Below are 20,732 nucleotides of genomic sequence, written 5' to 3' on the forward strand. Positions count from 1 at the left end.
GGTAACGAGGCGGTCACTGAGGGCTACGGTCACGCCGGTCGGCCGCGGCCAGCAGTCGCCGAGCGAGGTCGGCCAGACCGGCTTTCATGAGCAGTTCGCTGAACTCGAGGATCTCGGCGCGGTGGCGGGTCTGCGGAATGCGGTTGATCGCTCTGCGGACCTCATCGTCCTGCCCGCCGGCCAGCAAGGCGAAGACGACCTCAAGCAAGGCGTAGGCGGACCGCCCGTGCCTGAAGGCGTAGAACTTGCGTTTGTCGACGATTTCGGAGAGGAGGAAGTCGGCATCCCGATCCTGCCCCCGGTGACGGAGATCCTGAAGTGCGATGGCGAGGATCTCAGGGAGTGTGCGCGAGAAGGAAACCTCGGTGAGGACGGCGTCGGCATGACCGTCGAAGCCGGCCTTGCGCAGGTTTGCCACCAGCTCGCCGAGCTGCCATGTCGCGTCGATCACGAACAACCAATGGATCGAGTCGAGCGGCGACAGGGCCCTGATCACCATGGACAACGTCGGATTGCCCGCCCGGGCTGCTTGGAAATACAACTTCCGGATGTCGGGGCGAGGTAGGTCCAGGAGGAATCTGCCGAGCCCGTCGGCTCCCAGCCTGTGGATGAGATACTGCAGCAGGGCCGCCAACGCACCGAAATCCCAGGGGGGCTTGAGGTCTGCGATAATGGCCCTCAGCCCGGCCTCGTCCGGTTCACCGGTCAGAGTGCCGATCTGCGCGGGAGTCAGGACGGCGCCGAGCTCGCCGAGTGCTTGCAACACTGCCGCGGCATCGCCCTGCCGGCGCTGCCCAGCGCTGGACAACACGGTGGACCATTCGGCGCGCCGGCCTCTATCGTGGAGAATCGACAGCAGCTGGGCCAGCTCCTTGGGCGGCATGGTGACCGCCGCGACTTTGAGGAGTTCGACCGCATCGACGGGCCGGCCCACCTCGCGCAGCGCGTCGATCAGGCGCAGGGTGCTCGCCGCCGGCCGTACACCGACGGCCGTACTCAGGAGGTGGAGAGCGGCGTCCTCGTGGTTCGCATCGCGCAGTGACCGGGCCAGCTCGGCGATCTCCTCGTCGGTCATGCGCTCGGCGCTGCGGTCCAGGGCCGCGGCGGAGTCAGCAGGTGACGCCATGTCGGCCACCGGACCGGATGGCCCTGCACCCGACGGCTCCGCCATGGCGTAGAGCCGGCTCGACGCGTCTTCTCGCCCCGCGGTCCGCAACTCGTCGGCGAGGGCAAGGACGTCTCCGGACGACAACGCGGGGGCGACCTGCTGGACGAAGTAGTCCACCTCGTCACGCAGCCCGGCCATCCAGAGTTCGCCCACCAGCGTCGTACGCGACGCAACGTCCGGCGAGTTACGCAGCGCGGCGTCGACGAGGCTTTCCAGATGCTTGCCGAGACCCTCATAACGCAGCTCCTTGGCGAGCCGAGCGGTTTCGGCCGGTGGCCCACCGGCGAAGGCCTCCATGAATCCGCGCGCCACGTCCGGCGCGTCGATGATGTCGAGAGTGCGGAGCAGTTCCAGCAGATTCGAGGTCGACCGGCGGGCCACGTACTGCGCGAAGGTGCGAAAGTCCTCGATGAGTCCCTCCCGGAGAAGCAGCGCGCCGAGCGCAGCCACCTCCTGGTTGCGGCGGTGGGTGGCGGCCACGGCGAGCAACTCGTCCGCCTGCCTGCTGTCGCCGCTCCCGCGCAGTGCCCGCAGCCGGGCGAGGGTCGCGAGCGGAGTCAGTTCGGCGGCCTGCCGCATCTGCGCCGGCAGCGCGGGAGGCGGTGTGGGAGCGGGCGCAGGCGGGTGGGACGCGATCGTGTCGCCGGCGTCGCCGCCTGCCTCGCGGTAGGCAAGGTTGCGCACCAGTGCGATGGCGCTTCCGTCGTTGCGTGACCGCTGCTGCGGGACGGGAAGCCGTCGCGCGAGGAGATCGGCGCGCAGGTGGTAGAAGAGCGTCTCGAGGTCGAGTAGTTCGGGACCGTCGAGGATGCCAGCGCTGATCTTGTCGATCAGCGCGCCGGTGAACGCGGTGTAGTCGGCACCGGGCGGGGCGAGCGCCTTGCTCGTCTCCGCGGTGGCCGTCATCAGATAGGTTCCGGCGATCCGTGTCTGTTCCGCGACGTCGAGCACACCCATCGCACCCTGCATGGCGCGCCCGCTGTAGCAGCAGTCCAGGATGACGACCTTGCTGCGGCAGTTGCGCGCTGTCTCCACCACCTCACGGCGCAGATCGTCGTAACGGATCGTGCGGTAGAGACGCTTACGGCTGGCCAGGGAGAGAGCGAGGTGGAGCTCGTCCCGGTGGTCGAGCAACCCGTGCCCGGCAAAATAGACGATCAAGGCGTCGGTCGCCTGGTCGGCCGCGGTGTTGACGGCGTCGAGAACATCTTCGTCACTCTGCGGGTTGTGCAGCGTGACGCAGTGCTGCGTCCGCAACCCCCACAGGTTCGGTGCGGTCAACAACTCACTCAAGGCCGACAGGTTGCGTTCCACCGCCGGCAGAGCCTCCAAGTGGTCGTAGGCGGAGACCCCCACCAGAACGGCCCGGGACCTGTGTGGGTCCGGCAGCCAGGTCGCGGGCTGGTGCGGCCGGGCCATGCCGCTAGCGTCCTTCCACTTCGGGGCTCGCCGGCGACGAGAGAGCCGCTACGATCCGATCGATCGTCTCCGGCGAGGCGTCCTTCACGGTGATCGACCTGCCGTCGCACGTGAAGGTGACCTCGGTCGTGTCGTCGTCGCGCGACTGCCGCCACGTCGCATACGCGATCACCAGATTCGCCAGGGCGGTACCATGCGTCAGCACCACGTCGATGAACTCGATCGCGCCCATCGTGCCGGTCGGCCGGCCGTCGTCGCGCATCTCGACCGCATGCCCGGCAAGGTTCTCGTCGTCGCGGAACCACCGGTACATTCCCAGCGTGGCCTGCTCATCCTCGGCCGCCACCACAGAAATTCTCATTCGACCGCCTCATTCTCGGACCGCCGCTCCGTTGCGGCTGGCGTCCAGTGTGGTCCAGCCGATGGGCACCGCCAATAGGACGACACATAAGAAGAGGGCTCGTCGCAGAGCCTGCCGGCAGGATCGCGGCAGCTATCACGAAACGGCAGCGCCCTTGACATCGACCTGAGTCGACCCTTGGATGTTACCGGGAGGTAACGCCATGATCGGTCGTGTCCTGCTCGCCCTCGCTCTGCTCGTCCCGGCCGCACCGGCGCACGCGGCCGCGCCCACCTGCGACCCACCCGTGCCGGGGCGGCCCGGATACACGGTGGCCGACCCGGACTGCGAGCTCGACGGGACGCCGTTCACGGCCCTGCCCGGCGCCCAGGTGTGGACCGGCGTGCGGGACGGCGCGGCGTACCGGATCGAGAAGCCGAAGCGCTGGAACGGGCGGCTCGTCGTCTACGCCCACGGCTACCGGGGCAACGGCACCACGGTCTTCGTCGACAACCCGGCGCTGCGCGCCCACTACATCGAACGCGGCTTCGCGTGGGCGGCCTCCAGCTACGCCACCAACGGGTACGACGTGAACCAGGGCGTGACCGACACGCACGCCCTCATCGACGTGTTCCGGCAGGCCACCGGCCGGGCGGCGCGGAAGGTCTACATCACCGGCGCGTCGATGGGCGGGCACGTCACGGGCGTCGCGATCGAGAAGTACCCGCGCACGTTCGCCGGCGCGATGCCGACCTGCGGGGTGCTCGGCGACGTCGAGCTCTTCGACTACTTCCTGGACACCACGGTCACCGGCGCGGCGCTCGCCGGGGTGGACGTCGACTTCCCGGCCACCGCGGAGTTCGGCACGCAACTGGGTCAGATCGTCGCGGCGCTGGGCGTGCGGTCCGGCCTCACCGCGGCCGGGCGCACCTGGGCCGGCGTGGTCGAGCGGCGCAGCGGCGGCGAGCGGCCCGGATTCGACGCGGCGCTCGCCTACTGGAACGCGGCGTCGCAGGGCGGGGCACCGTTCCTGTTCAGCTTCTACCCGAGCCTGACCGCCGGCAGCGTCGACAACAAGCACACCCTCTACCGCTCGACCGACGCCTGGCGGCTCAGCCTTCAGGAGTGGAAGCTCAACGCCGAGGTGCTGCGCGTCCGCCGGACCACCACCGCGGACGTCCCGGTGATCGCCGGCAAGCCGCGGATCCCGGTCCTGTCGCTGCACGGGATCGGTGACCTGTTCGTCCCGTTCTCGATGGAGCAGTACTACGCCCGCGAGTCCGGCGGCCGCAACTTCGTCTCGCGCGCCATCCGGGACATCACGCACTGCGGCTTCACCCAGCCGGAGCTGAAGCAGGGCTTCGACGACCTGGTGCGCTGGGTGGAGACCGGCCACCGCCCCACGGGCGACGCGATCCTGGACCGGCGCGCGGTGGCCGCCGCGACGTTCGGCTGCAAATTCACCATTGGGGTACGGGGTGGTTACTCGCCCTGCCCGGCGTAGGGGCTCGCGGTTTCGGGGGTGGAGTGGGGGTGCGATCCGTGACCGGGCTCCACACGCTGGAACTGCGCTGAGCGCCGGCCGGTCCGGCCGGCCGCCAGCGCTGACACCCTCAGCACCAGCCGGTCCGGCCGGTTGCCAGTGCTGTCACGCTGAGCGCCGGCTGGTGCGCAGTGCTGCCGGACCGGGCCGGCGACAGCGCTGCGAGCCAGCTCGTGTTGGCCGGCTGGCTTTCCGTGCTGTCTGAGGGCTGGTCGGACGACACTGAGCGCCAGCCGGCACGCGACTTTCCACGATCCCCGGGCGGGCACGACGAAAAGGCGCGCCCGGCGCCTCAACTTCACGCGCGGGCGTTTCACGGGAGGGTGCGGGGACGCCGGTGCCGGCGGCTGCGGGCGCCGGCGGAAGGGGCGTCAGGGTTGGCGGTGGCGGGACAGCGGGGTTTGCGGGGACGGGGTCGCGCGTACCCGGAGAATCTCATCCGACCGACTCGCCGAGGATGTCGCGGAAGGCCCGGGCCGCCGGTGATGCCGCGCCGGCCAGGCGCTGGGCTGTGAAGATCGTGCGGCGGGGGCGTTCGCCGAGTTCCAGCAGGCGGCACAACGTGGGGCGCCCGGCCCACACCAGGTCGGGGATGAGCGCCACCGCGTTGCCCGACTCGACGAGCCGCATGTGCGCCTGGAGGTCGGCCGTCTCGTAGCGGACGTCCGGCTCGAACCCGGCCCGCCGGCAGACCTGCTCGGCGTAGTGCCGGGATGCCGCGCCGCGCGGTTCCATCACCCACGGCATGTGGCGGGCGGCCGTGAGGGAGTCGACCGGGCGCAGGGAGACGTCCTCGGCGGGCAGCGCCAGCCGGATCGCGTCGGTTGTCAGATCGCGCCGATCCAGCCCGGGATGGTGCGGAGCGGCGTGTGCCGGGTATTGCTCAGCAATGACCATGTCGAAGTCGCGCGCCCAGGTCTCGCGCAGCGCCTCTTCGGGCTCCCGCTGGACCATCTCGACCCGGACGTCGGGGAAGCGCGCCGCCATGGCGCGCAGCGTGGCCGGCATGAACGCGAGCGCCGCCGACTGGAAGACCGCGACCCGGACCCGCCCGGTGACCCGGGTGGCGGCGGCCTGCAGCCCGGCCTCGGCCCGCTCCAGGGTGTCCAGGATCTCGCCGACCGAGGCGACCAGGACCTCGGCCTGCGGGGTCAGCCGGACCCGGCGGCCGGCCTTGCGCAGCAGCTGGGTGCCGGTCTCCTTCTCCAGGAGGCTGAGCTGCTGGGACACCGCGGACGGGGTGAAGTTGAGCGCCTCGGCGACGGCCGCGATCGTGCCGCGGACGGCGAGCTCGCGGAGCAGGATCAGGCGGCGGATCTCCAGCACGGTCCACAGATTAGCTGAACTTAAGAGTACCGCTCATAAAGCGTCGCTTTTCCTAACCGGATCCCCCGGCCCACACTGTTGCCGAAACCGGAAGGAGCATCCCGATGTCTGAGATCGCCGAAGAAACGATCGCCCTGGTACGGCGCTGGCTGCGCGAGGCGGCGGACGTTCCCGTCGGCGGATCCGCGAAGCAGCTCGCCGGAGTGCTGCGCGACCCCAAGGGGCTCGCGTTCACGGTCGGCTTCGTGGACGGGGTGATCCGCCCCGAGGACACCCGGGTCAGCGCCCGCGCGCTGCGCTCGCTGTCGGCCGACATCCCGGCGTTCCTTCCGCTGCACCTGCGGGCCGCCGTCCGTGCCGGCGGGTTCTTCGCGCCGCTGATGCCCGGCGTGGTCGTCCCGATCGCCCGCCGCGCGCTGCGCCACATGGTCGGTCACCTGATCGTCGACGCGACCGATGCCCGCCTGGGCAGGGCGATCGCCCGGATCAAGAAGCGCAACGTCCGGCTCAACGTCAACCTGCTCGGTGAGGCCGTGCTCGGCCGGGGCGAGGCCGCGCAGCGCCTCAAGAGCACCGAGCGCCTGCTCGCCCGCCCGGACGTCGACTACGTGTCGATCAAGGTGTCGTCGACCGTCGCGCCGCACAACCCGTGGGCCTTCGAGGAGTCGGTCGCGGACATCGTCGACGAGCTGACCCCGCTCTTCACGCTCGCCGCCGAGACCGGCAAGTTCGTGAACCTGGACATGGAGGAGTACAAGGACCTCGATCTCACGATCGCGGTCTTCACCCAGCTCCTCGACCGGCCCGAGCTGCTCAAGCTGGAAGCCGGCATCGTGCTGCAGGCGTACCTGCCGGACGCGCTGGACGCGATGATGCGGCTGCAGGTCTGGTCCGCAGCCCGCCGCGAGCGTGGCGGCGCCGGGATCAAGGTGCGCCTGGTCAAGGGCGCGAACCTGCCGATGGAACGGGTGGAGGCGGAGCTGCACGGCTGGCCGGTCGCGACCTGCGACAGCAAGCAGGCCACCGACACCAACTACAAGCGGGTCCTCGACTACGCGCTGCACCCGGACCGGATCGGCAACGTCCGGCTCGGCGTGGCGGGTCACAACCTCTTCGACGTCGCGTACGCCTGGGTTCTGGCCGGCCGGCGCGGCGTCCGGGCCGGCATCGAGTTCGAGATGCTGCTCGGCATGGCCGAGGGCCAGGCCGAGGCGGTCCGCCGCGAGGTCGGTGGGTTGTTGCTCTACACCCCGGTGGTACGGCCGGAGCAGTTCGACGTCGCGATCGCCTACCTGATCCGGCGGCTCGAGGAGGGCGCCAGCTCGGACAACTTCATGTCCGCGGTCTTCGAGCTGCACTCGGACTCGGCGCTGTTCGCCCGCGAGGAGCAGCGGTTCCGCGCCTCGCTGGCCGATCTGGACTCCCCTGCGCCGCAGCCGCACCGGGTCGCCGACCGCTACGCGGCGGTCCCCCGCTCCGAGCCGGGACTGTTCGTCAACACCCCGGACACCGACCCGGCCGTGGCCGTCAACCGGACCCGGTTCCGGGCGATCCTGGAGCGTTCCGCCTCCTCGTCGCTGGGCCTCTCCCTCGTGAAGATCCACTCCCGGGAGGAGCTGAACGCCGCCATGGAGAAGGCCGCCGCCGCGTCCTGGGGCGGCGCCGACCGGCGGGCCGTGCTGCACCGGATCGGCGCGGCCCTGGAAGCGAACCGCGACACGTTCCTCGAGGTGATGGCGGCCGAGGCGGGCAAGACCGCCGACCAGGCCGACCCGGAGATCTCCGAGGCCGTCGACTTCGCCCACTACTACGCCGAGCTGGCCGCCGGGCTGGCCGAGACCGACGGCGCCGTCCCGGTGCCGGCCCGGCTCACCCTGGTCACGCCGCCGTGGAACTTCCCGGTCGCGATCCCGGCCGGCTCGGTGCTCGCCGCCCTGGCCGCCGGCTCGTCCGTGGTGCTCAAGCCGGCCGGACCGGCGGAACGCTGCGGCACCGTGCTCGCCGGCGTGATCCGCGACGCCCTCGGCACGGCCGGCGCCGACCCCGACCTGGTCACCCTGCTGCAGGTCGAGGAGAACGAGCTGGGCCGTGAGCTGATCGCGCACCCGCTCGTCGACCGGGTCGTCCTGACCGGCGCGTACGAGACCGCCGAGCTGTTCCGGTCGTTCCGCACCGACCTGCCGCTGCTCGCCGAGACCAGCGGCAAGAACGCCATCATCGTGACCCCCAGCGCCGACCTGGACCTGGCCGTCAAGGACGTGGTGTCGTCCGCCTTCGGGCACGCCGGCCAGAAGTGCTCGGCCGCCTCACTGGTGATCCTCGTCGGCAGTGTGGCGCACTCGGACCGGTTCCGGACGCAGCTGCTGGACGCGGTGTCGTCGCTCGAGGTCGGTTACCCGTCCGACCCGCGCAGCCAGGTCGGCCCGCTGGTCGAGCCGGCCGCCGGCAAACTGCTCGACGGCCTGACCACGCTCGGTCAGGGCGAGAAGTGGCTGCTCGAGCCCCGCGCGCTGGACGACTCCGGCAAGCTGTGGAGCCCCGGTGTCCGGGACGGCGTGCGGCGCGGGTCCGCCTACCACCGCACCGAGTACTTCGGGCCGATCCTCGGCATCATGACCGCGGACAGCCTCACCGAGGCGATCGACGTGGTCAACGAGGTCGACTTCGGTCTCACGTCCGGCCTCCACTCGCTCGACGGCGACGAGATCCGCACCTGGCTGGACCGGGTGCAGGCCGGCAACCTGTACGTGAACCGCGGCATCACCGGCGCGATCGTCCGCCGCCAGCCGTTCGGCGGCTGGAAGCGCTCGGCGGTCGGCCCCGGCACCAAGGCCGGCGGTCCGAACTACCTGGCCGGCCTCACCGGCTGGGAGTCCCGCCCGTCCACCGCCACCACCGCGATCACCGATCTGGGCGTGCGCACGCTGCTCTCCGCCGCCTCGGCCTTCCTGACCGAGTCCGAGGTAGCCCGGGTGGAGCGCGCCGCCCGCAGCGACGCCGCGTTCCCGCTCGCGGCCGGTGACGTCTCCGGGCTGGAGGCCGAGCGCAACGTGCTGCGCTACCTGCCCACCCCGGTCACCGTCCGGCTCTCCGCCGACGGTTCCCTCGCCGATCTGGTACGGGTCCTGGCCGCCGGCATCCTCGCCGGCGCTCCCGGGCAGCCGTTGCTGCGCGTCTCCAGCGCCCAGCCGCTGCCGGCCGAGCTGGCCGCCCGCTTCCCGGACGCGGTGATCGAGGACGACGGCGCGTTCGCCGCGGGTCTCGGCGCCGGCCGGGTACGCCTGATCAGCGGCTCGCCGGCCGCGGGCAGCGCCCTGATGGCGGCGACCGGCGGACGCCCGGACCTGGCGATCTGGGCCGGGCCGGTGACCGAGTCGGGGCAGGTGGAGCTGCTGCCGTTCCTGCACGAGCAGGCGGTCAGCATCACCGCACACCGCTTCGGGAATCCGCTCGTGCTGGCGGCCGAGGTTCTGTGACGCATCGCCGGGAGTAGTGCACGGGGCGCCGGCCGGTCCGGCTGGCGCCCCGTGGCTGGGCGGCCACCGGCGACGGCCGGCGAGTCCCGCTGGACGGCCTGACCGGCTGGGCCGAGGAGGCCCGCAACCGCTGGTGACCGGGCCGCCCCGCGCGCGCCCTTGTCAGGCGGCCGCCGCGGCCTGCGAGTTCCACCACGTGATCATGACGCCGACGATGAAGATCTGCACCGGCAGGGGCAGCCCCGGCAGGTCGGCCTCCAGGTCCCCGCTCCACGAGCTGGTCCGCCGGATCGTGCCGACCGCCACCCCGTTGTGCAGCAGCTCCTGGTCGTTGCGCCAGATCGAGGTCCGCCGGAACTCGTAGGCCGCGTCCCCGGCCTGGACCGTCCAGTTCTTGCGGCCCACCCGCTTGGCCTCGGCGAGCACCGTGCCGTGGGCGTCGGTCATCGAGAACGTCGAGCCCCAGCCGTGGGCACGCACCTCGAACTCCTGGCCGTGCAGGGCGAAGCGGCCACCCGTCTTCCACACCTTGGGGTCCCACTCGGCGACCGGAGCGCCGTCCAGCGCGAGCTGGTACTGCGACTTCCACATGCTTGTGCGTCCGGCTGTCAGCATGCTGCCAGGGTAAGCCGACGGCACAAATCCCGGCGTCCCTGGGCCGCTCTCAGCGTTCCCCGGCCGCCCTCAGCATTTCCCGGGCGGCCTTCAGCGTTCCCCGGCGGCTCTCCGCATTCCCCCGGCCGCCCTCAGCATTCCCGGGCGGCCCTCAGCGTTCCCAGGGCGGCGGGACCCGGACCGCGGTCATGCCCGCCGCCGTGGCGGCCTGCACGCCGAGCTCGGTGTCCTCGAAGACCAGGCACTTCGCCGGGTCGGCACCGAGCAGTTCGGCCCCGCGCAGGTAGGCGTCGGGGAACGGTTTCGGCCGCGGGTACTCACCGGCGCAGACCAGCACCTCGAACCGGTCCAGCAGATTGAGCGCCTCCAGCGACGCGGTGACGGAGAGCCGGGTGCTGCCGGAGACGACGCCGATCGGCAGCCGCCCGTACGCGTCCTCGATGTGCTCCAGCACCCCCGGAACGCCCTTGATGCTGGGCAGCCCGGCCCGGAACATCTCCTCTTGGCGTGCGGCGACCTCGTGCACCGGCATGGCGAGGCCCTGCTGCTCGTTCAGCGACGCGACGATGTCCGCGAGCGGCCGGCCGCCCCAGGCGTAGAACAGCTCCTCCGGGAAGTCACAGCCCCACTCGGCGAGCGTCGCCTGCCACGCCAGGTAGTGCGCCGGCATGGAGTCGGTGATCGTTCCGTCGCAGTCGAAGAGGTAGGCCTGGTATTCGCCGTCCGGCACCTGTAGCAGCACCCGCGCAGGGTATCGACGCTGGCTCGCCCGTCCCGCCGCCGCATGGCAGGTTGGTGACATGGACTACCGCCGCACCTACCGTTCCGCCGCCATCGCCTTCGCCGACCTCGTCTCCCGGATCCCACCGGACCGCCTCGACGGGCCGGGCCTGGGCGGGTGGACGCTGCGGGACCTGCTCGGGCACACCGTGAGCTCGGCGTTGCGCCAGGTCCCGGAGGTGCTCGGCCGTCAGGCGCCGATGCTGATGGTCCCCGGCCCGGAGTACTACTTCGCGGCGGTCCGCCGAGCCCCGGCAGCCGAGGTGGCGGCGGCCCGGACCGCGTCGGCCACCGACGCCCGCGACACCGGCAAGGCCCTGGGAGAGCGCCCGGCGGACGCGGTGAGCGGCTTCGTCGGCCAGGCCACCGGCGCGCTGGCCTCAGCGAGCGACGACGACCTGGTGGCGACGCCGGTCGGTGGCATGCGCGTCGCGGACTGGCTGCCGACCCGCACGTTCGAGCTGGTCGTCCACGGCACCGACGCGGCGGTCGCGGCAGGCGTCCCGATCTCCCTGGACCAGGACACTCTCGCCGAGTCAGCCGCCCTGGCGGCCCGGGTGGCGGTCGCGGTCGGCGACGGCGCAGCCCTGCTGCGCGCCCTGACCGGCCGAGGAACCCTCCCATCAGGCTTCACCATCCTCTGATTGCCGGCCGGGTCCGGAGCGCGCTCAGCGCACCGGGACCTGGCCCACCGTGAAGACGCCGGACGGATCGAAGCGGCGCGCCACCTCCACCAGCCGGGACAGGGTCTCCGGACGGTACGACCTGGCGATCCGCTCCGCCCCCACCGCGGCCCCCAGATTCGGCAGGGTCGCGCCGGTCGACCAGGGCTTCAGCGCGGCGCTCACCTCATCGGCGTGCGGGGCGACCGCGCCGGCCACCGGCGGGACCAGGACCCCGATGGTGATCAGGCTGAAGGCCGCGTCCCGGTGGTCGAGCGCGCTCGGATGCTCGCCGGGAACGGCGAAGGCCCCGCCGAGCTGCCGCAGCTCCACGATGACCTGCGGCGAGCCCGCGTCCGGACCGGCCACGCCGAGCAGCGCGTCGACCGCCTCGGCGGGGAGCTCGCGCAGCAGGTCACTGGTCTCGTGGACCGGCATCGGGTCGACCGGGTCGGCGTGGATCATGCCGATCGCGGCGTACGGGATCACCTGCACAGCGTCGATGAGCGGCGTCGCCACCGCCCGCAGCGGCGCGAGCGTGGCCTCGCCGGTGGCCGGATCGCCGGTCCAGGCGAAGCGGACCGCCACACTGAACCGGCCGGCCAGCGGCTCGGGGACGCCCGGCAGCGGCGGCAGCTGGAGCAGCGCGACCGACGTGGTGGCCTCGGCCGGCAGGCCCGCCGACCACTCCCGCCAGCGGTGCAGCACGGTGGCCGCGTCGGCGCCCGCGAAGTAGAGCGCCCCGGCGTGGAGCCGCTCCTGCCGGACCAGGTCGAACTCCATCGCCGTGACGATGCCGACGGCGCCCTTGCCGCCGCGCACCGCCCAGAACAGGTCCGGCTCGGTCTCCGCGGTGACCCGGCGCAGCACCCCCTCACCGGTCACGATCTCGGCGGCGCGGACCCGGTCGGAGGCCCAGCCATAGGTGCGGCCGACCGGACCGAGACCGCCGCCCGTCGTGTAGCCGACCACGCCCACTCCGGGCGCCGAGCCGGAGAGCGGCGCCAGGCCGTGCGGCGCCGCCGCGTCGAGAACCTGCTGCCAGCGCACGCCGGCGCCGACCCGGGCCCAGCCGTCGGCATGCACGACGCACTCGTCGAGCCGCCGGGTGTTGATGAGCAGCGCGCCGTCGAGGCTGTCGGCGATGCCGTGGCCGGTGGCCTGGACGGCGACCGGGATGCCGGACCCGGCGGCGAACGTGACGGCCTCCACCACGTCCTGCGGGTCACGGGCCTCGACGACGGCGGCCGGCGTCGCGGTGATCGCGGCGTTGAAACCGGCGGTCAGCTCCGCGTAGCGCGGGTCGGCGGGCTCCACGAGCTCACCGGTGAGGCGCCTGCGCAGAGAATCCATGGGTCTTTCCCTTCCCCCGAAGTTTCGTCGCTCCCGACTCTGCGCCGGGCACCTTCGAAAGACCTTGCAATCCGCTTGAGCCGCTCTAAAGGAGGCTCTCAGCGCTCGCGAGCCGTAGCCCAGGCAGGCAAAACGCCTCTCGGGAAACCTGCGCCAGCTACGGCTGGCATCCACGTGGCGTCCGCGAGCCGTAGTGCGCGCGAGTACAAACGGCCGGGAAGCCTGCGCCGGCGACGGCTCGCGGGGCCGCGCGGGGCCGGGCCGTAGCGGAGCACGGTGATCAAGCCGGATCAGCCTGCGCGCACGACGGCTCGCGGGGCCGGGCCGTAGCGGAGCACGGTGTTCAAGCCGGTTCAGCCTGCGCGGGCTACGGCTCGCGGGGCCGCAATGGCACTCAGCCTCAGTTGATCTCCCATTCGGGACGGTGAGCGACAGGGCGGATCCCGGTGGGCTCGTGCCCGGGGTAGCGGCTCACGATGCGGCTCTGTCGCGGGGGCGGCGGCGCACCGCAATTCACGCCGGCCGTGATGAGGTCGCACGGAAACGGTTCGTGTGCTTTCATCCCTGCCCTGCCGTTGATGAATCGCCACGCTGGCGTTGTGTGTGACCTCGTCGATGCGGCGCCGGCGTTTCGTGTGGCCTCATCCACGCCGCCGACGCTGCGGGCCGTTTACGGGCAGGGCTCCGCGACTGCAGCGGGCCGGCCGATACGACGGTCCGGTCGCTCCGCCCCAGCAAGCGAAGCGGCACGTCATCGGAGTGATCAACTTAAGCGAAGTGGCATTGAGCGCTGGATCTCAGTGCCGCCGGCCGCCCGATTTGTCCGCACTGAGCACCAGCCGGCGCCGGCGTTTCCAAGATCCGCGAGCCCGGGGACCGCACGCCCGGGGACCGCAGGACGCCACTCGGGACCCCACGACGCGACCCACGGCGCGCTCAGAACGGGTCGCTCAGAACGGGTCGCTCAGAACGGGTACGGCCTCGGCCCCTTCCGCGCCGTCACCCACTGCACCTCGGTGAACTCCTCAGCCGCGAACCCCATCCCGAACCGGCCCGACCCGCTCTCCTTCACCCCGCCGAACGGCATCTGCGGCTCGTCGTTGACCGGCTGGTCGTTGACGTGCACGATGCCGGCCTGCAGACGCCGGGCAAGATCGAGACCACGGTACGGGTCACCCGTGATCACGCCCGCGGTCAGCCCGAAGCTGGACGCGTTGGCCCGGTCCACCGCGTCGTCCGCGGACGACGCCTCCTCCACCATGACGACCGGCCCGAACGTCTCGTCGAAGGCCAGCTCGGCGGCGGCCGGCACGCCGGTGAGCACGGTCGGCGGGAAGCACCGCCCGACCGGGGCGCCGCCGGTGAGCAGCGTGGCGCCGAGCTCGACCGCCTCGCGCACCCGGCGTTCGAGCAGGGAGAGCGCCCACTCGTTGATCACCGGGCCGATCACGGTGTCGGGGTGGGACGGGTCGCCGAGCGGCAGGGCGGCGGCGCGCTCGACGAAGCGGGCGGTGAAGCCGGGGGCGATCGCGCGGTCCACGATGATCCGGCGCGCGCACATGCAGGTCTGCCCGGCGTGCACGAAGGCGCCGTAGACGGCCGCGTCGACGGCGTGGTCGAGGTCGGCGTCGGCGAGCACGAGCAGCGGGTTGTGGCCACCGAGCTGCAGGACCACGCGTTTCAGGTGGCGGCCGGCGAGTTCGGCGAGGCGGCGGCCGGTCACGGTGGACCCGGTGAAGCTGACCCGGCGTACCCGGCTGTCGGCGATCAGCGTCTCGGCTATCACACCGGCCTCGCCGGGCGCGTGGGTGACCACGTTGAGCACGCCGTCCGGGAGGCCGGCTTCGGCGAGCAGCCCGGCCCAGAGGGCGCCCCCGGTGTACGGCGCCTCCTCGGACGGCTTGAGCACCACCGTGTTGCCGACCGCGATCGGGGCGACGACGGCCCGGCCGGCCAGGACCAGCGACGCGTTCCACGGGGCGATCGCGGCGACCACCCCGGCCGGGCGGCGCATCGCGAGGGCCCGCGTGCCGTCCAGGTCGGAGGGGAGGATCTGGCCGGTCGGCGCGTACGGCAGTCCGGCCGCCTGCCGGAGCATCGTCACGCAGAAGTCGATCTGGATCTCGGCGAAGACCGCGGCGCACCCGGTCTCCGCGGCGAGCCGGCGGCGCACCTGGAGGCGGCGGCCGTCGAGCAGCGCGGCGGCCCGCAGCAGGATCTCCTGCCGCCGGCCGGGCAGGCTGAGCGACCAGGGGCCGAACGCCTCGGACGCGGCGGTCACGGCCGCCGACGCGTCCTCGGTGTCGCCGGCCGCGACGACCGCGAAGACCTCGCCGGTCCAGGGGTCGCGTTTCTCGAACATCCGGCCGTTGACGCTGCCGGTCCAGGCACCGCCGATGTGGTGCCGCACGGCACTGAGCTCCGGGTCCATCGCGCTCCAGATGGTAGCCGACCGGGAACGCGTTTCACTGGCTCGGACACGACGTTACGATGCGGCATGGCCGTCGATGACGACAGCACCACGAGCAGATCTCTCGAGCGCGGGCTGGCGATCCTGTCGTCGTTCAGCGAGTCGCGGCCGGTGCTCGGGGTCGCCGACCTGTCCCGCTCGGTGGAGCTGACGAAGAGCACCACCTATCGGTACGTGGCGACCCTGGCCCGCCTCGGCTACCTGCAGCAGGACCCGGAGACCCGGAAGTACTCGCTCGGGCCGCGCGTCGTCGACCTGGGGTTCGCCGCGATCAACTCGCTGGAGGTGACCCGGGTCGCGGCACCCTACCTGCAGGCGCTGGCCGACGAGACCGGGTACACGGTGAGCATGGCCGTGCTGGACGGCGCCGAGATCATCTACGTGGAGCGCCGGCGCAGCAGCCGGTCCGCCGGCGGGTTCGCGATGACGCTCGATCTGCACGTCGGGTCGCGGCTCCCGGCGTACTGCACGGCCATGGGGAAGGTGCTGCTCGCGCACCAGGAGCCGGCCGTGCTGCGCGGGCTGCTGGACCGGACCGACTTCGCCCGGCGCGGTCCGCGGACCATGACGAACCGGGAGCAGCTGACCGCGAGCCTGGCCCGGATCCGGCAGAGCGGGGTGGCGGTCAACGACGAGGAGCTGGTGGCCGGCCTGCGCTCGGTGGCGGCCCCGGTGCGGGACCGGACCGGGCGGGTGGTCGCCGCGGTCAGCGTCGCGGTGCATCTGACGGTCTGGTCGACGACGGCGGACGCGGTGGTGAGCCGACTGGAACGGCCACTGCGGCAGGCCGCCACCGAGGTGTCGAACCGCCTCGGGTACCGATAGCCGGCATCGCGTTCCGATCAGCCGAACACTCCGTTGATCTGCCGGAAACATGGGCCTACCGTCAGCGCACCCAGCACGCAGGGAGGCGAGCCCATGCTCCTCGACGAGAAGACCTGGACCGGCAACATCTTCATCGGCGGCTCCTGGCGGCCCGGCCGCGGCGCCGGCTACGACGTGGTGGAGCCGGCGACCGGCGACGTCCTGGGCCGGATCGGTCAGGCCACCCCGGCCGACGTCGACGAGGCGGCCCGCGCGGCCGCCGACGCGCAGAAGGTGTGGGCCGCGATGCCGCACCCGGAACGCGCCGCGGTGCTGCGCCGGGCCGGCCGGCTCTGGGCCGAGCACGCCGACGAGATCGGCGGCTGGAACGTGCGGGAGGTCGGCTCGATCCCGCCGATGGCCGGGTTCGCCCTGCACACCGCCGAGCAGGAGTGCTATGAGGCCGCCTCGCTGCCCGGCCGCCCCTACGGCGAGCTGCTGCCCAGTGAGGAGCAGCGGCTCTCGATGTCCCGGCGCTACCCGGCCGGCGTGGTCGCGGTGATCGCCCCGTTCAACGTGCCGATCATCCTGGCGATCCGCTCGGTCGCGCCGGCCCTGGCGCTCGGCAACGCGGTGATCCTCAAGCCGGACCCGCGCACCGCGGTGACCGGCGGCGCCGCGCTCGCCCGGATCTTCGAGGAGGCCGGCCTGCCGCCGGGCGTGTTCCAGGTGCTGCCGGGCGGCGCCGACGTCGGCGAGGCCCTGGTCGTCCACCACCTGATGCGGGTCATCTCGTTCACCGGGTCCACCGCGGCCGGCCGCCGGGTCGGCGCACTCGCCGGCGAGCACCTGAAGCGGGCCCACCTGGAGCTCGGCGGCAACTCGGCGCTGATCGTGCTGGACGACGCGGACGTCGACGCGGCGGTGAACGCGGCCTCCTTCGGCTCCTGGTTCCACCAGGGGCAGATCTGCATGACGACCGGCCGGCACCTGGTGCACGAGCGGCTCTACGACGACTTCGTGGAGCGTCTCGCCGCGAAGGCCGCCGCGCTGCCGGTCGGCGACCCGCACCGGGAGGAGGTCGTGCTCGGCCCGATCATCGACGCCGGCCAGCGCGACAAGATCCACAACGTGGTGACCCGGTCGGCCGGTTACGGTGCTCGGGTCGCGGCCGGCGGCACCTACCGCGATCTCTTCTACTCGGCGACCGTGCTCGCCGACGTCGCCGACGACACCCCGGCGTTCGTCGAGGAGATCTTCGGTCCGGTGGCGCCGGTGCTGCGATTCTCGGACGAGACCGAGGCGGTCCGGCTCGCCACCGCGAGCGAATACGGACTGTCACTGGGCATCATCACCCGAGATGTCATGAAAGGTCTCGCGCTGGCGGATCGCATTCCCACCGGAATCGTGCACATCAACGACCAGACCGTCAGTGACGAGGCGAACAGTCCGTTCGGCGGCGTGGCGGCGTCCGGGACGGGGTCACGGTTCGGCGGTCCGGCCGCGAACATCGAGGCGTTCACCGAGACCCGCTGGGTCACGATGCGTGACAAGCCGCCGGCGTACCCGTTCTAGCCGAACTTGTTTCCACGCCGTTAAAGGGCGGCCGGGAGGCTTGCATCAGATGCACGTTCATCAATAATGAGCGCCATGAATCGAGCCGAGGCGATACGGGTTGCCGGATCCCGGAGCACGACCCCGTCGCCACCCCCCGAACCCCCCATCCAGGGTACGGAGGAAGCAGCGCTCCCGCCGCTTCCCCGTGTCCGGCCGCCGGCGCCCGTGCCGGCTTCGCCCGGCGCACGGCCGATGGCCGCCGGCCCACCGTCACGCCGCGCGGCGGGCGCCACCCGACGACTGGTCGGGTTGTGAGCCCACCCGCGCGGCAGCCGGACCCCCATCCGGCCGGCCGCGCCACCGCCGCCCTGCTCCCCCGGCCGGCCTCCGCCGCCGCACCGCCCCGAAGTCCCCGCAGTCCTCGCCCCGGCAGCCCCCGCCCTGTCAGCCCTCCCCCCGGCAGCACCGCACCCTGCCGGATCGGCCGCGGCCTGATCTCCCGCACCAGCCCCCGAGGGGCCACCGAACGCCGGATCGCACGCCTGGCCCACGGCAGCGCCCGCCCACGGGTGACCCACGGCAGCGCCCGCCCACGCGTCGCTCATGGCAGCGCCCGTCCGCGCGTCACCCACGGCAGCGCCCGCCCGCGCGTCACCCACGGCAGCGCGGGTCCTGCCGGGCCGCCGCCACCGCCCGCGCCGCAGCCCGGCTCCCGCGCCGATCGGCCGGCCCCGCGCCGCCCCGCGCTCCCGAGTGTCAGCTTTGCCGCCGAGGCGGTGGGCGCCGTAACCGGAATCGGACGGGTGCCCGCTCAGTCCCGTACCGGAAAGGGAATCCGCGGTGCCGCGGCGCCGCATCCACCTCGCCCACCACCCGGGCCGCGGAATCGCTTGTTGATCATCTGCTTTTCGGGGTATGCGTAGAGCGCGCCCTCACCGGCCACCGCCGGTGCGGCAGGCGCGCCCGCACGCACGCAACCCGGAGGCGAACGCATGGCCGGCATCCCCGCCATCACCTTGAACAACGGCGTCACCATGCCGCAGATCGGCTACGGCGTCTTTCAGATCCCCGAGGCGGAGACCGCCGCCGCGGTCACCACCGCGCTGGAGGCCGGTTACCGCAGCATCGACACGGCCGCCGTCTACGGCAACGAGGCCGGAGTCGGCGCCGCGCTGCGCGACGCGAGCATTCCGCGCGACGAGCTCTTCGTGACGACCAAGGTCTGGAACAGCGATCAGGGGTACGACGAGACGCTGCGCGCGTTCGACGCCAGTCTCGCCCGTCTCGGGCTGGACCAGCTGGACCTCTACCTGATCCACTGGCCCACGCCGAAGCACGGGAAGTACCTGGACACCTGGCGGGCCCTGGAGTCGCTCTACGAGCAGAAGCGGATCCGCGCGATCGGCGTCTCCAACTTCCTGCCGGAGCACCTGCGGGCGGTGGCGGACCTGGGCGGCACCGTCCCGGCGGTGAACCAGATCGAGGTGCACCCGGCCCTGCAGCAGCGCGACGTGCAGGAGGCCGGCACGCAGATGGGCGTGGTGACCGAGGCGTGGAGCCCGCTCGCGCAGGCCGGCGTGCTGGACGACCCGGCGATCACCTCGATCGCCACCACGCACGACCGCACGCCGGCGCAGGTGGTGCTGCGGTGGCACGTGCAGCAGGGACGCGTGGTGATCCCGAAGTCGGTGACGCCGTCGCGGATCCGGGAGAACCTGGCGATCTTCGACTTCGAGCTGACCGCGGACGAGCTGGCCGCGATCGACGCGCTGGAGTCGGACGGGCGGACCGGGCCGCACCCGGCGCACTTCAACTGACACGACTCCGCCCCTGAGGATGGCTCAGGAAACGTAAAGGAAGCGCACAGGAAGCCGACTCATAGTTGAAGCACATCCCCCGGAGTTGGAGGTTCCGATGCTCCTCGGTCTCGTCAGTCTGGCACTGTTGCTCTTCCAGTTCCTGCTCATCGCCCGTGCCGTCCTCGACTGGAGCGTGACCCTGGCCGGACCCGCCATGCCGGGATCGTTCCGGTCCCGGGCGCTCAGCGGCGTCTACTCGGTCACCGAGCCGGTACTCGCGCCGGTGCGCCGGGTCATCCCGCCGCTGCGCGTGGGTGGTGTCGCCATCGACCTGTCGTTCATCCTGGTCTTCCTGGCGATCGGCGTGCTGCGCGCGCTGATCTGACGCGGTCTGCGCGCACCGGGCCCGGTCCTGCGACCGGGCCCGGTCGCGTCAGTTCAGGATGTCGTCGACGAACTCGCAGGCGAGGGTGTCGAAATGGGTCCGGCCACCCTCGTGCCCGTCCCACTCGTAGACCTCGATCTGCTTCGAGCCGGGCAGCGTGTTGTACGCCCCGAACACCCCGGACGGCGGGCAGACGTCGTCCATCATGCCGACCGAGAGCAGCGCCGGAGCGGTCACCCGGCGGGCGAAGTTCACCGCGTCGACGTGGTCGAGCGTCGCCAGCGTCCGGTCCGCGAGGTGGGGGTTGGCCCGCAGGAACCGGACCACTTCCGCGTACGGGTTGACGTCGGTCACCGTGACCGCCCGCCGGATGTCGCAGAGGAACGGCACGGCCGACACCACCGCCGAGACCAGGTCCGGGACCAGTCCCGCCGCGGCCAGGGAGAGCGCGCCGCCCTGGCTCTTGCCGGTGACGACGATCCGGGACGCGTCCACGCCGGGCAGTTCCGCGGCGGTCTCCACGGCCCGCGCCGCGTCGGTGATCAGCCGGCGGTAGTAGAACGTCTCCGGTGACTGCACCCCGCGGGTCAGGAAGCCGGGCGCGGACGGCCCCGCGCCGGACTCGTCCGGGTCCGGGGTGTCGCCGCCGCGCCAGCCGCCGCCCTGACCGCGAGTGTCCATGATCAGGTGCGCGTATCCGGCGCTGGCCCAGATCAGCCAGTCGATCGGCAGGCCGCGGCCGCCGCCGTAACCGATGAACTCGACGATCACCGGCAGCGGACCGGTCGCGCCGGCCGGGCGGTTCAGCCAGGCCCGGACCGGCTGGCCGGCGTACCCGCTGAACGTCACGTCGTAGGTGGTGACGCCGCGCAGCGGGGTGGTGTGCTCGGCCACCTTCGGCGGAAGGGCGGCCCGGCGGGCGGCGGCCAGGGTGCCGGACCAGAAGGCGTCGAAGCCGGCCGGTTCCGGGTGAGAGGGACGGTACGTGCGCAATTCGTGGAGCGGGAAGTCAAACAGCGCCATGGTCGATCACGC

15 protein-coding genes are annotated in these 20,732 nt (G+C 72.2%); 7 read left to right on the forward strand and 8 right to left on the reverse strand.

The window, feature by feature from the left end; genetic code table 11:
• Positions 1-13: 13 nt before the first annotated feature.
• Complete coding sequence (locus tag AMIS_RS27560; RefSeq protein ID WP_014445711.1) at positions 14-2,587, reverse strand: caspase, EACC1-associated type; 2,574 nt, start codon at positions 2,585-2,587, stop codon at positions 14-16.
• Between the two features lie 4 nt (positions 2,588-2,591).
• Complete coding sequence (locus AMIS_RS27570; RefSeq protein WP_157435108.1) at positions 2,592-2,933, reverse strand: effector-associated constant component EACC1; 342 nt, start codon at positions 2,931-2,933, stop codon at positions 2,592-2,594.
• A gap of 217 nt (positions 2,934-3,150) precedes the next feature.
• Between AMIS_RS27570 and AMIS_RS27575 the strand changes: the two genes are divergently transcribed.
• Complete coding sequence (locus AMIS_RS27575) at positions 3,151-4,431, forward strand: prolyl oligopeptidase family serine peptidase (RefSeq protein ID WP_231859108.1); 1,281 nt, start codon at positions 3,151-3,153, stop codon at positions 4,429-4,431.
• Positions 4,432-4,905: 474 nt separating this feature from the next.
• Here the strand turns inward: AMIS_RS27575 and AMIS_RS27580 are convergent, their stop codons facing one another.
• Positions 4,906-5,796, reverse strand: coding sequence for a LysR family transcriptional regulator (locus AMIS_RS27580; protein ID WP_014445714.1), 891 nt, complete (start codon positions 5,794-5,796; stop codon positions 4,906-4,908).
• Between the two features lie 104 nt (positions 5,797-5,900).
• Between AMIS_RS27580 and AMIS_RS27585 the strand changes: the two genes are divergently transcribed.
• Positions 5,901-9,272 carry a proline dehydrogenase family protein gene (locus AMIS_RS27585; protein WP_014445715.1) on the forward strand — a complete coding sequence of 1,124 codons (3,372 nt, stop codon included), beginning with the start codon at positions 5,901-5,903 and terminating at the stop codon, positions 9,270-9,272.
• Between the two features lie 162 nt (positions 9,273-9,434).
• Here AMIS_RS27585 and AMIS_RS27590 read toward each other — a convergent pair whose 3' ends face one another.
• Together AMIS_RS27590 and AMIS_RS27595 are read right to left on the reverse strand one after the other, a co-directional pair.
• Entirely contained in the window at positions 9,435-9,887 is a 453-nt protein-coding gene (locus tag AMIS_RS27590) for an LURP-one-related/scramblase family protein (protein ID WP_014445716.1), read from the reverse strand.
• 151 nt (positions 9,888-10,038) lie between these two features.
• Complete coding sequence (locus AMIS_RS27595; RefSeq protein ID WP_014445717.1) at positions 10,039-10,629, reverse strand: HAD family hydrolase; 591 nt, start codon at positions 10,627-10,629, stop codon at positions 10,039-10,041.
• A 58-nt stretch (positions 10,630-10,687) separates the two neighbouring features.
• Between AMIS_RS27595 and AMIS_RS27600 the strand changes: the two genes are divergently transcribed.
• A complete protein-coding gene (locus AMIS_RS27600; RefSeq protein WP_014445718.1) occupies positions 10,688-11,311 on the forward strand; it encodes a maleylpyruvate isomerase family mycothiol-dependent enzyme in 624 nt (207 codons plus the stop codon).
• A gap of 24 nt (positions 11,312-11,335) precedes the next feature.
• On the opposite strand, the gene AMIS_RS27605 is transcribed toward AMIS_RS27600, so the two are convergent.
• Together AMIS_RS27605 and AMIS_RS27610 are read right to left on the reverse strand one after the other, a co-directional pair.
• A complete protein-coding gene (locus AMIS_RS27605) occupies positions 11,336-12,682 on the reverse strand; it encodes an FAD-binding oxidoreductase (RefSeq protein WP_014445719.1) in 1,347 nt (448 codons plus the stop codon).
• Between the two features lie 964 nt (positions 12,683-13,646).
• Positions 13,647-15,113 carry an aldehyde dehydrogenase family protein gene (locus AMIS_RS27610; protein ID WP_014445720.1) on the reverse strand — a complete coding sequence of 489 codons (1,467 nt, stop codon included), beginning with the start codon at positions 15,111-15,113 and terminating at the stop codon, positions 13,647-13,649.
• Positions 15,114-15,179: 66 nt separating this feature from the next.
• Between AMIS_RS27610 and AMIS_RS27615 the strand changes: the two genes are divergently transcribed.
• The 4 genes from AMIS_RS27615 (at position 15,180) to AMIS_RS27630 (ending at position 19,697) form a co-directional block, all read left to right on the forward strand.
• A complete protein-coding gene (locus tag AMIS_RS27615) occupies positions 15,180-15,977 on the forward strand; it encodes an IclR family transcriptional regulator (protein WP_014445721.1) in 798 nt (265 codons plus the stop codon).
• A 93-nt stretch (positions 15,978-16,070) separates the two neighbouring features.
• Positions 16,071-17,531, forward strand: coding sequence for a benzaldehyde dehydrogenase (locus AMIS_RS27620; RefSeq protein WP_014445722.1), 1,461 nt, complete (start codon positions 16,071-16,073; stop codon positions 17,529-17,531).
• A gap of 974 nt (positions 17,532-18,505) precedes the next feature.
• A complete protein-coding gene (locus AMIS_RS27625) occupies positions 18,506-19,330 on the forward strand; it encodes an aldo/keto reductase (RefSeq protein ID WP_014445723.1) in 825 nt (274 codons plus the stop codon).
• Positions 19,331-19,427: 97 nt separating this feature from the next.
• Positions 19,428-19,697, forward strand: a complete 270-nt coding sequence (locus AMIS_RS27630; RefSeq protein ID WP_014445724.1) for a YggT family protein — start codon at positions 19,428-19,430, stop codon at positions 19,695-19,697.
• 48 nt (positions 19,698-19,745) lie between these two features.
• Here the strand turns inward: AMIS_RS27630 and AMIS_RS27635 are convergent, their stop codons facing one another.
• Positions 19,746-20,720 carry an acetylxylan esterase gene (locus tag AMIS_RS27635; protein ID WP_014445725.1) on the reverse strand — a complete coding sequence of 325 codons (975 nt, stop codon included), beginning with the start codon at positions 20,718-20,720 and terminating at the stop codon, positions 19,746-19,748.
• Positions 20,721-20,732 lie beyond the last annotated feature (12 nt).

The sequence above is a fragment of the Actinoplanes missouriensis 431 genome (genome assembly GCF_000284295.1).
Classification (GTDB): Bacteria; Actinomycetota; Actinomycetes; order Mycobacteriales; family Micromonosporaceae; genus Actinoplanes; species Actinoplanes missouriensis.